This is a genomic window from Catenulispora rubra (genome assembly GCF_015356825.1).
Classification (GTDB): domain Bacteria; phylum Actinomycetota; class Actinomycetes; order Streptomycetales; family Catenulisporaceae; genus Catenulispora; species Catenulispora rubra.
The window spans coordinates 1-13,907 of sequence record NZ_JAACYW010000013.1; the positions used below are offsets into that span (position 1 = coordinate 1).

10 protein-coding genes and 2 pseudogenes are annotated in these 13,907 nt (G+C 68.4%); 5 read left to right on the top strand and 7 right to left on the bottom strand.

From position 1 onward, the window contains the following. The 3 genes from GWK61_RS06140 to GWK61_RS06150 form a co-directional block, all read right to left on the bottom strand. On the bottom strand, positions 1-881 hold an 881-nt coding region (locus tag GWK61_RS06140), incomplete at its 3' end, for a serine/threonine-protein kinase (protein ID WP_194905903.1). Between the two features lie 329 nt (positions 882-1,210). Then, the gene (locus GWK61_RS06145; RefSeq protein ID WP_194905905.1) at positions 1,211-4,618 is read right to left on the bottom strand and encodes a M48 family metalloprotease; all 3,408 of its coding nucleotides are present in this window, start codon (positions 4,616-4,618) and stop codon (positions 1,211-1,213) included. Between the two features lie 38 nt (positions 4,619-4,656). After that, entirely contained in the window at positions 4,657-5,154 is a 498-nt protein-coding gene (locus tag GWK61_RS06150; RefSeq protein WP_194905907.1) for a hypothetical protein, read from the bottom strand. 800 nt (positions 5,155-5,954) lie between these two features. Between GWK61_RS06150 and GWK61_RS06155 the strand changes: the two are divergent. After that, a pseudogene (locus GWK61_RS06155) lies at positions 5,955-6,299 on the top strand (SDR family NAD(P)-dependent oxidoreductase); the annotation flags it as partial. Between the two features lie 96 nt (positions 6,300-6,395). Here the strand turns inward: GWK61_RS06155 and GWK61_RS06160 are convergent. After that, positions 6,396-6,932 (bottom strand): MarR family winged helix-turn-helix transcriptional regulator, encoded by a 537-nt coding sequence (locus GWK61_RS06160; RefSeq protein WP_194905910.1) that lies wholly within the window; start codon positions 6,930-6,932, stop codon positions 6,396-6,398. A gap of 113 nt (positions 6,933-7,045) precedes the next feature. Between GWK61_RS06160 and GWK61_RS06165 the strand changes: the two genes are divergently transcribed. Further along, entirely contained in the window at positions 7,046-8,860 is a 1,815-nt protein-coding gene (locus GWK61_RS06165) for a chloride channel protein (protein WP_194905912.1), read from the top strand. Between the two features lie 133 nt (positions 8,861-8,993). After that, a complete protein-coding gene (locus tag GWK61_RS06170) occupies positions 8,994-10,517 on the top strand; it encodes a sodium:calcium antiporter (RefSeq protein ID WP_194905913.1) in 1,524 nt (507 codons plus the stop codon). A 40-nt stretch (positions 10,518-10,557) separates the two neighbouring features. Here the strand turns inward: GWK61_RS06170 and GWK61_RS06175 are convergent, their stop codons facing one another. The 3 genes from GWK61_RS06175 to GWK61_RS06185 are packed head-to-tail and all read right to left on the bottom strand — an operon-like array spanning position 10,558 to position 11,946. Then, entirely contained in the window at positions 10,558-10,881 is a 324-nt protein-coding gene (locus GWK61_RS06175; RefSeq protein ID WP_194905915.1) for a hypothetical protein, read from the bottom strand. Next, a complete protein-coding gene (locus GWK61_RS06180) occupies positions 10,874-11,569 on the bottom strand; it encodes a winged helix-turn-helix transcriptional regulator (RefSeq protein WP_194905918.1) in 696 nt (231 codons plus the stop codon). Before GWK61_RS06180 ends, GWK61_RS06175 begins: the two co-directional genes overlap by 8 nt. 14 nt (positions 11,570-11,583) lie before the next feature. After that, a complete protein-coding gene (locus tag GWK61_RS06185) occupies positions 11,584-11,946 on the bottom strand; it encodes a nuclear transport factor 2 family protein (protein WP_194905920.1) in 363 nt (120 codons plus the stop codon). A 176-nt stretch (positions 11,947-12,122) separates the two neighbouring features. Here GWK61_RS06185 and GWK61_RS06190 point away from each other — a divergent pair, with 176 nt between their 5' ends. After that, positions 12,123-12,485 carry a YciI family protein gene (locus GWK61_RS06190; protein WP_194905922.1) on the top strand — a complete coding sequence of 121 codons (363 nt, stop codon included), beginning with the start codon at positions 12,123-12,125 and terminating at the stop codon, positions 12,483-12,485. A 5-nt stretch (positions 12,486-12,490) separates the two neighbouring features. Beyond that, positions 12,491-13,740, top strand: a pseudogene (locus tag GWK61_RS06195) (RNA polymerase sigma factor). Positions 13,741-13,907: the final 167 nt, after the last annotated feature.

The following is a 13,907-nucleotide window of genomic DNA, read 5'->3' on the forward strand; positions in this document are numbered from 1 at the left end:
GGTGGCGGCGGAGGCTGCGGTTCGGCCTTCTCGGTACGATCCTGCCCCTTCCCCACCAAGAGCGTCCGTGCCTCGTCGATGCCGGGCCGGTCGGCGGGATTCTTCGCCAGGAGCTGGTTGATCAGTGGCGCAAGGCGCTTCGCCCTGGTCATCGGGGGGTGCGGTTTGGTGCAGATGGCGTTGATCGTTGTCAGGAACGATGGTGGGTCCTGGCGGAACGGCGAGATTCCCTCGACCGCCTCATACAGCGTGACGCCGAGTGAGAACAGATCGGCGGCGGTTCCGTCCGGGTCGCCGAGAGTGGGCTCGATCCGTTCCGGAGCGGCGTACTCGAACGATGCCAGGATTTTGCCGGTGACGGTCATGGACGTGTCTGTGAGGCGCTTGGCAATGCCGAAGTCGGACAGGAAGACACTGCCTTCGACGCCCAGTAGGACGTTGCCGGGTTTGATGTCGCGATGCATGATCCCAGCAGCGTGGGCGGCCTGCAGCGCGTCCAGCATGGCACCGGCGATCTTGGCCGCCTCGTCTTCGTGGAGAGGCCCGTTTGTCTTGAGCTGGTCCAGCAACGTCCGGCCTTCGACGTAATCCATGACCAGCCAGGGCATGCCGTCGGCCTCGGTGACGACATCGAACACGGTCACGACGTTCGGGTGACGACGCAGCCTGGCTCCGATCCGTGCCTCGACCCTTGCGCGCGCGACTGCCTCGGCCCAGTCGTCGGCGGTGGCGTCCGGATCAGCCAGATTCACGCGCTTGAGTGCGACGTCGACGTGCAACTCGTTGTCCCAGGCCTTCCAGACCTCGCCCATGCCGCCGCGGGCGATCAGATTAGCCAGCTGGTACCGGTCGATCAGTTGCCCGGGTGCGTACTGTGCCATGAGCCCTACCCCCGCCGATGTGGTCTTCTACGCGCTGCGATACCAGCTCGCGGTCTCGCGTACGTCACGACTGTCTAAGTGCCCTGAGTGAGAGCGTGACTGACTACTTGACGAAGTCGCCCTACTCCAGCGCCTGCTGATACAGCCGCTGACGGTGCCTGGCCGGCCGTCAGTCGCCGTCCTCGTCCGCCGACGTTGTACCGCCTGAAGGCGAAGAAATGCCTTGCCAGGCTCCGGTTGGCATGTTTTCGCTCTGGCCTCCACGGCGCTACTGCTGCAGTCGGCGTCTACATCGTCCAGGCTCTTGCAACGACCCGTCCGGTGGCGCATCAGAAACCACCTGCCTTGAGAAGTGTGTACTGCTGGCGGAGGAGGTCCTTGGCGATGTCGGGCGCCGGAGTGCGGCCGTAGACCTGGATTTCGATCACGTAGACGCCGAATTGCGCGGCCATTTCCGTCTTGGCGTAGGACTGTTGCTTCGAGGCCGGGATGGTCGTGCCCACACCGCCGTCTACCTGGTCGGTCAGTGGCGGGGAAGGCGCGGATTCCTGGCGGAAGTAGGTGTTCCAGGTTCCGATCTGGCTCGCCGCATCGGTCGGGGCAGCGAATCGGTTGATGATGACGGCTGCCTGCGTGCCGTCGGCGTAGGTCCAGCCCTCCCTGGCCGCCGAGACGAATTCGTGGCTGGACAGCCATGTCTTCTCGATAGACCAGTCGCTCGCCGGGTAGAGCTTCGCCACAGCGACCGCGAGGTCCATCGGGTTGCCGGTGCCGCTGGTCTGGGACCAGCCTCGTGTCCCAGCCGGCGCTGGCAAGACGGTCAGCGGCGGGCCCGCGATGGCGTTGTCGTACCCGGTGATTCCGCCAGCTTCTTCCAGGGCCTCGATCCGGGCCGCGATGAACCCGGTGTTGACGTACGCCTGGCTGATCTGCTTGAGGCTGCTGTTCAGCGCGGTCCAGAACGCCGTGCTGAGCTGATCATGCGGCAGCAGCGCGATAGCGGATTCGCAGCCGTGGCCTCCGGCCCCGGCGTACTGAGTGAACCCGGACCACCACGGCCCTGCCTTGATATCAGGCAGCAGGAAGTAGTTGGCGCTGTCTTGAGATACCGCGACGATGTCTGCACACGCTGGCTCGATGGCCAGGAAGTCCTGAACCGTGTACTTGTGCTGGAGGGTGTAATCGGCGGCCAGCACCGGGAAGATCCTCGCCGCGTCGGCTTGGAGGCGGTTGAGCAGGTCCGCGCCGCCGAGATTGCTCCAGTACCCGACCTCCAGTGCCGCGGTTCCCGGATCTGGTGAGGCCTGCTGGGCCGAGGACAGACCCATTCCGAAGCCCACCGAGGCTGTGACCTGGTTGGCCAGGCTCACGTACCGGGACTGCTGCGGGAATTTCATGATGACACCGGCGACTGCCACGCCGAGGGCAGTCGCCCCGGCTAGCCCTGTGAACACCGGTGTCTTCCGGTGCCCGGACCCGATCGGTGACCGGGGCCGCGCTGCCTGAAACTCGCCGTGATCCCGGCGTGCTGCCGGGTGGGCCAGGGCGACCACACACACGGCGAACGCGACGAGGGCGGCGACCACGGCCGTCACGTCCACCAGGGTGGAGAAGCCCCACACGATCAGGCCGGGCCGCCAGGAGCAGGAGGTTTCCAGGGTGTCCAGGGGCCGGATGCAACCGTCGGTCGATACGAGCACGAAGACACCGGCGAAGCCTGCGAGCACTGTCGCTTCGGCGGCGACTAGCGAGGCCAGCAGCCGGAACCGGTTCTGCCGCAACCCCACTCCCACCGCGACCACCACGGCCGGCCCCACCTGCGCTCCCAGGATCAGCCACATATACGAAAACTCATACAGGCCGTGCAACGGCTGCACCGGCTGGGTCCGGTGCATATACGCCTGCGCCCACACGACGCAGGCCCAAGTGGCTACCGCGCCGCACGCGGCCCAGATGAGAGGTGTGCGGAGGGAAGGCAGACCGCCTGCGAAGGAGCCGCCACGGCGCGCCCATGCCAACAGCGGGATCATCCAAACCGCGGCCACCGCCAACAGGTCGAGCGGCGGGTAGGTCAGCTCGGAAAGCACGAACTCGAACCAGCTGACCACGTTGAGAATGGTGGGATGCACGACCGGCTGACCGTAGAAGTATTTCATGTATCGCAGGAAGCCGCTGGGAGAGATGCTGATGCCTGTCGAGTACGGGCTCCCGAAACCCGTCCACCAGGCGAACCACCAGGACAGGGCGAGAAAGCCACCAGCCAGGCCCGCCGTCAAGGCCCAACGCGGGATCCCGCCCGGCGACCGGGCCAGCAACGCGCCCGCACACTGCACGGTCCACACGGCGAACCCCACGCCGGCGGCGAGAACGATCAGAAGCATCTCCGGCCTGGCGGGAACCAGCTGAGCGATCGTGCCCTGGCCCGCGGTGAGATCGCCGACCGCCATGCCGGCGCCGAGCCACAGACCCGTCCGCAACCCGGTGACCACCGCGCGCGGGCCTGTCGGCGCTGTGCTCCCCTCCTGGCCGCTGTACGCCACCAGGCGCCACAGCGCGACTCCCACGATCAAGGTGATGAGGATGGCCGACAGCGCTCCCGCAGCCTGGACGATCCACGGCGCCCCCATCCACGAGCCGGCCACGAAATAGACCACGTTCCCGTACTGGAAGTCGGCGTCGATCAGCGCGGCGGCCACGCCGGCCAGGAACACCGGCACCGCCTGCACCACGAACAGCACGTGCAGATCGTCCAGAGACGCGGCGCGCAGATCCCAGCTCGGGTGGTTGCGCCACAACCCGGCGAACCCGCGGGCCGCCCGCCGCGGCCCCGACAGGGTGCCGGTTCTGTGTTGCAGCCAGAGCTGCCTCGCCGCGCAGTGATTGAGGACAGCATCACGATCGGCGTAGATCTCCCGGTTGCGCAGCACGTCGCACCGCGCAAGGTACCCGAGAGCGGCGAGCACGAGCGAGATCAAGATGTCCCGCGTGTCGACCGGATTGATGCCGCCCAGTCCCGGCCGGACGGGTCCTCTCGTGGCCAGGACTGCGGCGGTGATCAGATAGGGCAGTAACGCCACGAGCACGAAGGCCCGCCAAACCGCCATGGTGCCCCGGGCCGCGGAGACGTCGCCATAACGAATGTGAGCGAATTCGTGCAGGAGTACCGCACGGAACTCCGGGTCGTCCTCGTTGTCTGCCGCCCTCTGCTGTCTCTGCGCTACGAGGCCGAAGTGCAGGCACAGCACCGGATTCCTGGTGCTGCCCAGGACGGTGGCACTGCAAGCCTCAGAACTGATATCCACGACATAAGTGACCTCGGCCCCCACTCCGGCGTGGCCCTGCAGCCTCGCGACCTCTTGAGAAATGAAGTATCCGCTCGTCGGATCGTCGAAGTCTTTCAGCGGGCGCACCCGCGACGGGCGGGTGTGCCACCATCGATCGGTGTGGAAGGCAAGGACAGCCACGACGAGCACGAGAACGGGCCAGCCCAGCGTCAGCCACACCGGCGGCGGCGGAGCGACGCGGGTCTCGCAGCTCGTATACGCGCGGGCCTGGGTGAGCCGGGCCACCAGCGTGCTCCGGTCCGGGGATCTCAACACGTCGATGCCGGCGGCCAGGTCGCATTCCGGGAGTCGTTTCCCAGTAACGGAGTACGCCGTTTCGAGCACCATCTTGGCGCTGGTGACCAGCGCTAGCGCGACAACAAGCGCGAAACGTGCCCCGGTCCCGGCAGGCATCGCCCGTTCGTCTGGGCGAGGCGCCACGGCGACCACCGCTACTCCTTGGTCGGCGCGGGCGCCATCGACAGCTCCAGGAACACCGCGTTGGCGATGTCGGCGGCACGCTGATTCCCCAACTTCCTGTTCTCCAGCTCCTGGCGGACCGCATCGCGGATTCGCTCCCGCTGCTCCTCGGTCAGGGGCGGAATGGTCGCGAGCCGGGGCTTGCGATGCAAAATCCTGCGCAACAGGGCCCCCACGCCGGCGAGCATTCCGTCACCCGCGGCGGATCCGAACTTCTTGGCCGCCTCGTTGAGGGTGATCCAGACCACCGGGGTGGCCAGCGTCGCCATCTCGCCCAGCCCGAACCCCAGGGGCTCGTCCCGTCCCCGCCGGTGACGCAGGCGCCACAGGATCCAGGGATCGCCGGTACGCGCCAGTCTCGTAAAGTACGGAAGCTCCCCACTGGACTGGGAAGAAATCACCGAACGCACGACGTCGCGAATGACTATTTCCTCAGTGTTTTGGGACATGCCAGAATAGAAGTTTCCCATAACCCCTCCTGAGGCAACGCGCATGATCGTGGATGCCCCGTTGCTACCGTGACGGTAATGACACCCACGCAGCGCGGACCAGCGTCCGCGACCTTTGCAGATCGATTACATAAGGTGTCGCGGTACTGGTTAGTGAGGCTATCCGGGAGGCATCGTCACATACAAGACCCCTGCGATACCCTTGCAACGGAACAGCATCCTACGAGGGCAACCAACCCACCCCTTGACCGGCGGCTCCGTCGCCGACGTACTGCTTATGCCACCCCTCGAAGGCCATGCATCCGGGCATTGAGCACTGACGTGGAACCTGATCGCCAATGTCGCGCTTCACTCCTGCATTCGTCACCTCCCACGTTCAACACTAAGGGCTCTGCGACACCTAGAGAGTTGGCTTGCTGAAGGAAAAGCCCTTAGCCTTCCTGTTGTGGCCGCAGCACCCGAAGGTGCCCATCGCACTATGCTAGAGCTACCTCAACGGAGCGATCCTGATTTCAGCACCCACCTCCTGCAAGACTCCAGCCGGACGGCAGAATCGAATAGTTGACATCACCGATGCCGCATGGATCATCGCTCCGAAGCGGCTGGATCCGGGCGTGGACGCATCCGGCTGAAGCCGACGGCACTTCCAGCAGCGGCGCTGCGGGGGCGTCCTCCTTCTGGCGGCTCGATGGTTTCCCAGGGCTGCTCGGAGTTGTTCGGCAAGCTGTCGGCCGACAGTGGTGTAGGTGGCGGTCCGATGTCGTGTGCTGTCGCTGCGCTGGAACAGCTCCAACCCGGTGTCACGTTCGATCTTGTTGCGGCAGGGCGCGATCGTGAAGGTCTCGACGATGGTCGCCGGCTTCGGGATGCCTGGAATGGCGCTCTACAGCTCCAGCAAAGCCGCCATCAACCTGCTGACCAAGGCGTGGGCGGCCGAGTTCGGGCCGCGCGGGGTGCGGGTGAACGCGGTCTCGCCCGGACCGACGCGCACCGAGGGCACCACCCCGATGGGGGAAGGCCTGGACCAGCTCGCCTCCCAGGCGCCCACCGGGCGGGTCGGCGACCCGAACGAGATCGCCCAGGCCGTCGCCTACCTCGTGGGCGACGGTGCCAGCTTCGTCCAGGGCGTGGTCCTGCCGGTCGACGGCGGACGCGCCGCCGTGTGATCCAGGCCGGGCCGGGGACCACCGCCGACCCCGGCCCGGCTTTCCGCGGATCTGAGAGCTTTCAGCACAGCCCACAGACGGAAGGCCGCTGAAGGACTATTGCCAGCCCAACGGGATCGGGTCATGCGCTGCAGGAGGTTCACCGCCCGCGGCGCTGAACGCTTCGAGCGCCTCGATCAAGCTGTCGCGTTGCTCCACGGGCATGCGCTCGACGATCGCGGCGATCTCGCCGCGGCGGCGTTCGGTGACCTGCTCCACGACGCGGCAACCGGCGTCCGTCAGCGACAGGATCGACTCGCGGCGGTTCTCAGGGTTCGGGGCGCGGTCGATCATGCCCGCGGCGTTGAGCCGCTCCGCCATCCGCATCGCGGTGGAGGGGTTGACCGCGAGGTGTTCAGCCAGGTGGGTCAGGCGCAGCGGGCCGCGCGTCGACAGGACGACCAGGGCCCGGAACTGCGGAAGGGTCAGGCTGTCCTCCGTTTCGCTCAGCGAGCGGGCCGAGACCGCGACGAGCAGGCGCGATGCGGTCAGCACGGCCTCGGTGACCCGGTCGACGTCGCCGAGTGCGTCGGAACCGGGCCGGGTGGTGGTTGCGTGCGGCTTCGCGCTGTGACTGGCGGCTCGCGGGCTCATGCCACCTGTTCTACCGCGCCGCCGAGGCCGATGTCGGGCCGGCACCGCAAGCCGCCGGCAGGCGCGTCGGCACCTGAGACCGGCTTGACTTGACGACCTGCGACGTTTGCATAATGCAAACCATGACCCCCACGAGCGATGCCCCACCCCGAATACCGTCCCGCACGCTGCTGCTTCCTGCGCGGCGAGGCTTTCGGCGGCAGGTCAGCGCTCTGGTCGCGAGCCGCGCCGGCCTGGTGGCGCTGGCTCTGACGATCGGGGGCGGGGCCGGCCTCGGGGCGATCGCTTTCCGCTGGCTGATCAACACGTTCACGCACCTGTTCTCCGGTCACGCCGACTACTCCGCCGCCGGCCACGCCGCGAACCCGCATGTGCCGTGGCTGGGGATGTGGTTCGTGCTGTTCGCTCCGGTGATAGCCGGGCTGATCTACGGGCCGCTGGTCTACAAGTTCGCTCCGGAGGCGCGCGGGCACGGCGTACCGGAGGTGATGTACGCGGTCGCGCGCAAGGGCGGCCGGATCGCCCCGCAGGTCGCGGTCGTGAAGTCGCTGGCCTCGGCGTTGTGCATCGGTTCGGGTGGTTCGGTGGGCCGGGAGGGGCCGATCGTGCAGATCGGCTCGGCGCTGGGGTCGACTCTGGGCCGGGTGGTCGGCGCCGGGGAGGACCGGATGCGGCTGCTGGTGGCGTGCGGCGCGGCCGGCGGCATCGCGGCGACGTTCAACGCACCGCTGGCCGGGGTCTTCTTCGCGATGGAGCTGATCCTCACCTCCTTCGCCGCCGAGGGGTTCGGGATGATCGTGCTGTCCTCGGTGGTCGCGTCCGTCATCGGCCGGGCGGCGTTCGGGAACGAGCCGTTCCTGGTCCTGCCGGAGTTCCACACCGCCAGCCCGAAGCAGCTGCTGCTGTTCGCCGCCCTCGGGATCGTCGCCGGGGCGGTCGGCGTCACGTTCTCGAAGATCCTTTATCTGATCGAGGACGCCTGCGACTGGGCATGGCGCTGGCCGGAGTGGGCCCGGCCGGCGGTCGGCGGCCTGCTGCTGGGCGTCGTGCTGCTGGTGTTGCCGGAGATGTACGGGGTCGGATACCCGGTGCTGGGCAACGCCGTGGCCGGCAAGTACGCGATCGGGTTCCTGTTGGTGTTGCTGGTCGGGAAGATCGTGGCGACCAGTTTGACCATCGGGATCGGCGGCTCCGGCGGGGTGTTCGCGCCGAGCCTGTTCATGGGGGCGATGGCCGGCTCAGCCTTCGGCCTGCTCGCGCATGACGTCTTCGGCGCCTCGGCCGGAGGCCTCGGCTCGTACGCACTGATCGGAATGGGCGCCGTGTTCGCCGGCGCCGCCCGCGCCCCGATCACCGCGGTGGTGATCATGTTCGAGCTCACCGGCGAATACTCCATCATCGTGTCCCTGATGGCCGCGATCGTGGTGGCCACACTGACCAGCAAGATGCTGACCGGAGACACCGTCTACACCTTGAAGCTGCGCCGCCGGGGCATCGACCTGGCCACACCGCCGGCGTCCTCACCGTTCGCCGGGTTGGACGTGGCCTCGATCATGGAGCCACTGCCCGCACCACTGCCTGGCGGTACGCGCTTGTCAGAGGCCGCCGACTCGCTGGCCGCCTCACGGCACGGCGTTCTGCCGGTCGTCGCGGCGGACGGGTCCTTCGTCGGACTGACTTCCGCCCGGGCGGTGGCCGAAGTCCTGGCCGAAGGCGGACGCGACGGCGAGCCGGTGCGCGAGTTGGTCCACTCCCCCAAGACCATCCGGTCCGACACCGACGTGACCACAGCGCTGGACGCACTGTTGGCCGCGGATCCGGCGGGTCTGCCGGTACTGGATGCCGACGGGACCGGCCTGGCCGGGTGGATCACCCACCAGTCGGTGCTGGCGGCCGTACACCGGCCGAGCGTGCCGCAGGCGGCTTGAGCCCCTGGCAGGCGGCTTGCTCCGGCCATAGGCAGTAGGTTTGCACTACGCAATCATGTCTCGGTTCCAAATAATCCGGTCGTGCGGCGGTTCTTGGCCGGGGCAACATCTTCAGGAAGAAAGGGAGTCGGTGATGTCGGCGGCGGACGCGCTGGTGGTGTTCGTCCTCGGGGTGGTCGCCTCGCTGTCGATGAGCTGGCTTCTGGTCTCACGTCTGGAGCGGATCGGGGAACGCCTCGGCGTCTCGGAGGCGATTCTGGGGCTGGTCGCGGCGCTGGCGGCGGACGCCCCGGAGGTCACCTCTGCGGTGACCGCGCTGACGCATCACGAGGCGAAGGTCGGCGCCGGGGTGGTGCTGGGCTCCAACGTGTTCAACCTGGCCGCGTTGCTGGGCCTGGGCGCGATGACGGCCGGGCGGATCGCCTTGCACCGCAAGGTGGTGCTGCTGGACGGTGCGGTGGGGTTGTGGATCGCGTCGGCGTGTCTGGCGGCGGTGACCGGAGTGATCACGCCTCTGGTCGCCCTGGCCGTCGCGTTGCTGGTGTTCGTGCCCTACATCGCCGTCTCCGCGGCCAAGCCCGCCACAGTGCAGGCCTGGCCCCTGCCTGCCCGCTGGACCCGATGGCTGACGTCGGCCGTCGACGATGAGGAGGCGGAGATCGCCGAGGCGATCCGGTCACGCCGGGGACGCCCCGTCGACGTCGCCGTGGCCGTCGTCGCCCTGGTGGTCGTGGTATCAGCGAGCGTGGCGATGGAACGCGCGGCCTCCGACCTCGGCGACCGCTGGCAGGTCCCGCAGATCATCACCGGCGGCCTGGCCCTGGCCGTGATCACCAGCCTGCCCAACGCCGTCGCCGCGGTGTACCTGGCCGCACGCGGCAGGGGCGCGGCGGTGCTCAGCGCCGCGCTGAACAGCAACACACTCAACGTGGTCGCCGGGCTGCTGCTACCCGCCGCGATCCTCGGCATCGGCGCCCCGACCCCGCAATCGGTGCTGGTGGCGGCCTGGGCGCTGGGACTGACCGCGTTGGCGCTGGCGTTCGCCTGGCGTGATGCCGGACTGTCCCGCGGCACCGGCATGCTGATCATCGCCGCCTACCTGGTGTTCACCGCGACCCTGCTCGCCGGGGCGACCCGGCTACCGGTGTGGCCGGCTACCGTTCCGCCGGTGTTGATCGCGGTGGGATCGACCCTGTGGTGGCTGCGTCCCCAGCCCGCACCGAACGTTTCGGTGGTCTTCGTGCCTGCACAGACCCGCGGCGTCCCGCCTGTGCCGGTCCGCAGCCGGGTTGTCGCTTTCATCCGTAGTGCCAGTGGCGGCCAGGCTCCTTCGCTATGGCCGGATCGCACGGTGTCTTGGATGTTCGGCTCCGGCCTGGCTTGGTGCGCGACGGTGGCGGTGCTGGACGCGGCCTCCGGCCGACACCTGGTGCTGATCGGGCTGCTGATCGTCGGGCCGTGCTGCGTGCTGCTGACCGGACGCTGGCGCCGCACCGCCGCGGCCGGACTGTTCGCGATAGCACTGGCGGTGGTCTGCGGCTGGCCCGACGGGATCTTCGGCACCAGCGAACACCTGACGTTCATCGCCTCGGTGATCGCCGTCAGCGTCGTCAGCACCACGGCCGCTGCCGTCGTCGATCGCTCCCGGTCGGCCTGACCGGGAACCACGGGTTGGCGCCAGGCAGCCTTCGGCGCGCTCAGCGCTTCCCGCCGGCGAAGACCCGGGCCTCGTCGATCAGCTCGGCCCAGTGGATCTCGTCTCGGTCGTCGATCAGGACCCATTCACGGAAGGTCCTGCCCGCAGGAGCGAACGGCTTGCCCACTCCGGCGGTGATGAGCTCCTCGACGCGGTCGCGGGGAAGTCTGACGATGAGGTCGCCGGTGCGGTGGTCGCAGGAGGCGAAGAACGCGCCCGCGCGGCGGAGGCAGGGGAAGCCCATCATCGTGCCGGTCGTCACGTCCGGGTTGGCGAGCGCGGCGACGCTGGCCTCCCGGAAGAAGTCGGTGGGGTGCTCAGTCATGTCTGCCTTCTTCCATCACGAGGCCGGCGCCGGGGCCCGGCTCGACTCGCAGGAGGTAGCCGGTGGCGGCCAGCCAGCGCGGCCACGCCGCGGCGGGGCCTTCGACGCTCACGTCGCCGGAGGCGCGGCCCTCGTCCCAGCCGGTCTGGCCCGCGGCCCAGCGGTCCAGGAATTCCGAATCCGTCCGCACGATCAGTTCCGCCCCGAGCGCGGCTCCGGGTTCCTGGCGCAGCCGCCCCTCGGTGAAGTACAGGGTCGTCGGCCGGTCGTCGACGACAAGCTGGAACTGGCCGTCGGCCAGCGTCTCGATGCCTTGGACGTAGGTGACGTCGAAGTGCTGGCGGTCCGAGCCGTCGGCTGTCGGGTCGGCCAGGAATCCCACGCCCCATCGGCGCAGGGCACCGAGGGCCTCCTCCAGTTCCCGGCCGCGGGCGGTGAGCGTGTACATCACGCCGGCCCCGACCACGCCGGATTCCCGTGCCACGACGCCGGCTCGCTCCAGGCGCCGCAGCCGGTCGGCCAGGACGCTGGTGCTGATCCCGGGCAGCCGGTCCAGCAGGGCGCCGTAGCGGTACGGCTGTTTGAGCAGCTCCTGGACGATCACGAGCGTCCAGCGCTCGCCGATCACGTCCAGCCCGCGGGACAGCGGACAGAACCGCCCGTAGCCGGTCCAGGGCTTGCTTGGCATCGCGGCGTCCCTGTCTAGGCGGTCGGCATCAGTGCGGCCATAACCGCGGTGTCGAAGATGAGGCGGGCGGAGGCGAGTTTGCCGTCGCGGACGGTGTTCCATTCGGCCATCGGGATCGAGCCGGCCCCGGCCGGCGTCTCGATCTTGAAGTCGTAGAAGGAGCAGACCTGGTCGCCGTCCTGCCACTGCCGGTGGATCCGGACGCCGCGCATGATCGGGCCCAGCTGCGCCGAGCCGGCCAGGAAGGCGGCTTTGCCCTCGGACTGCAGGATCGGCCCGTGGAATCGGAAGTCGTCGGTGAGCAGCTCGGCGGCGCCGGCTGTGTCGCCGGACGTGAAGCGGTCGAGGTAGGTGCGGAAGAGCTCGCTGGCGTCCATGACGATGATCCCTTTCTTTACTGGAGAGTGCTTCTATAATGAGAGTATCGCGCCGCGATCGAAACCCGCCAGTCGACCGCGAGCGGTTCTGCCCGCGAGGTGTCAATCTGGGCCTGGCCCGTTCGTAGCAGTGGTGAGGAGGCGGGATCGGCCCGCCAGGCACGAGGAGATGCACCATGGCGAAGTACCTGTTGTCGGTCCACAGCGTCGAGGGCGAGGTCCGCGAGCCGATGACCGACGAGGAGATGCAGCAGTCCTTCAAGCAGGTCATGGCATTCCAGGAGGAGATGAAGTCCGCGGGCGTCTGGGTCTTCGGCGGCCGCCTAACCGAGCCGGCCACCGCCACCGTGGTGCGCATGTCGGAGGGCAAAGCGCTGACCACCGACGGCCCGTTCGCCGAATCCCGGGAACACCTCGGCGGCTTCTACATCATCGAGGCCGAGGACCTGGACGCCGCGCTGGGCTGGGCGACCAGGACCAGCGACCTCATCGGCCGGCCGATCGAGGTCCGGCCGTTCTGGGACGAGCCCGGAGCCTGACGCCCATGGGCGAACCCGACGCCGCACCCAGGCCCGACCAGACCGAAGTCGGCCGGATCTTCCGCGAGGAGTCCGGCCGCTCCGTGGCCACGCTGATCCGCCAGTTCGGCGACATCGACATCGCCGAGGACGCAGTCCAGGAGGCGTTCACGGGCGCCCTGGCCAAATGGCCGGCGACGGCCTGCCACCCAACCCCGGCGGCTGGATCACCACGACCGCCCGCAACCGCGCCATCGACCGCCTGCGCCGCGAGACCCGCGGACAGGAGCTGCTCAGGGAGGCGGCGGTGCTCTCACCCGGCAACGAAGGCCCCGGCGGTCCCGAGGAGACGGGGCCCGTGTCCGATGACCGGCTGCGACTCATCTTCACCTGCTGCCACCCGGCGCTTTCCATCGAGGCACAGGTGGCGCTCACCCTCCGGCTGCTGTGCGGCCTGTCGACCAAGGAGGTCGCCAGGTCCTTCCTGGCGGCCGAACAGACGATGGCGGTACGTCTGGTACGCGCCAAACGCAAGATCAAAGCCGCGCGGATCCCCTACCGCGTCCCGGCCGATCACCAGCTGCCCGAACGCCTGGGCCCGGTACTGGCCGTCATCTACCTCATCTACACCGCCGGGCTGGACGGCCCGTCCCAGACCGGACTGTGCCCGGAGGCAATCCGGCTGGCCCGAATCCTAGCCACGCTCATGCCCGACGAACCCGAAGTAGCCGGCCTGCTCGCACTGCTGCTCCTGACCGAATCACGGCGGCCCTCACGAACTCGATCAGACGGCTCCCTGGCGCTGCTCGACGAACAGGACCGCACCCGCTGGGATCAGGCCCTGATCGCCGAAGGCCAAGCGATCGTGCGGCACTGCCTTCGCCGCAACCAACCCGGCCCATACCAGCTCCAAGCCGCCGTCAACGCCGTACACTCCGACGCCGCCACCGCCGATCAGACCGACTGGCCGCAGATCCTGGCCCTGTACGACCACCTACTGGCACTGGCTCCCACACCTGTCGTAGCCCTCAACCGCGCCATCGCCATCGGCGAAGTACACGGCCCCGCCGCCGCCCTGACGCTGGTCGAGGAACTGGACCTGGACAACTACCACCCGTTCCACGCCACACGCGCCGACCTGCTTCGCCGGCTGGGCCGCGACGACGAGGCCGATGCGGCATACCAGAGCGCCGCCGAACTCGCGCCGACCGACGCCGAACGCGACTTCCTCAGACGCGGAGGCAGGGCCGCCCACGGATCGCTTGATACGCCCTGACACTTCGATGCCGTACTACGGCAGCAAGCTCAGTTTTCTCGCAGGCCTCGATGACGCGCGCAGCACCACGCCCGGGAGGGTGAGCCGGCGATCATTCCTGCGGTACTGCTCGCTCCATCACTCGCCCGGGTGACATTTCAGCCGGATGGCCGCGTGTGCGTTGTGGT

What these genes read in the sequence shown, in the direction of transcription:
- GWK61_RS06160 (WP_194905910.1), bottom strand. Translation starts at nt 6,932, where the DNA reads ATGAGCCCGCGAGCCGCCAGTCACAGCGCGAAGCCGCACGCAACCACC.
- GWK61_RS06170 (WP_194905913.1), top strand. Translation starts at nt 8,994, where the DNA reads ATGTCGGCGGCGGACGCGCTGGTGGTGTTCGTCCTCGGGGTGGTCGCC.
- GWK61_RS06165 (WP_194905912.1), top strand. Translation starts at nt 7,046, where the DNA reads ATGCAAACCATGACCCCCACGAGCGATGCCCCACCCCGAATACCGTCC.
- GWK61_RS06185 (WP_194905920.1), bottom strand. Translation starts at nt 11,946, where the DNA reads ATGGACGCCAGCGAGCTCTTCCGCACCTACCTCGACCGCTTCACGTCC.
- GWK61_RS06180 (WP_194905918.1), bottom strand. Translation starts at nt 11,569, where the DNA reads ATGCCAAGCAAGCCCTGGACCGGCTACGGGCGGTTCTGTCCGCTGTCC.
- GWK61_RS06145 (WP_194905905.1), bottom strand. Translation starts at nt 4,618, where the DNA reads ATGCCTGCCGGGACCGGGGCACGTTTCGCGCTTGTTGTCGCGCTAGCG.
- GWK61_RS06175 (WP_194905915.1), bottom strand. Translation starts at nt 10,881, where the DNA reads ATGACTGAGCACCCCACCGACTTCTTCCGGGAGGCCAGCGTCGCCGCG.
- GWK61_RS06190 (WP_194905922.1), top strand. Translation starts at nt 12,123, where the DNA reads ATGGCGAAGTACCTGTTGTCGGTCCACAGCGTCGAGGGCGAGGTCCGC.
- GWK61_RS06150 (WP_194905907.1), bottom strand. Translation starts at nt 5,154, where the DNA reads ATGGGAAACTTCTATTCTGGCATGTCCCAAAACACTGAGGAAATAGTC.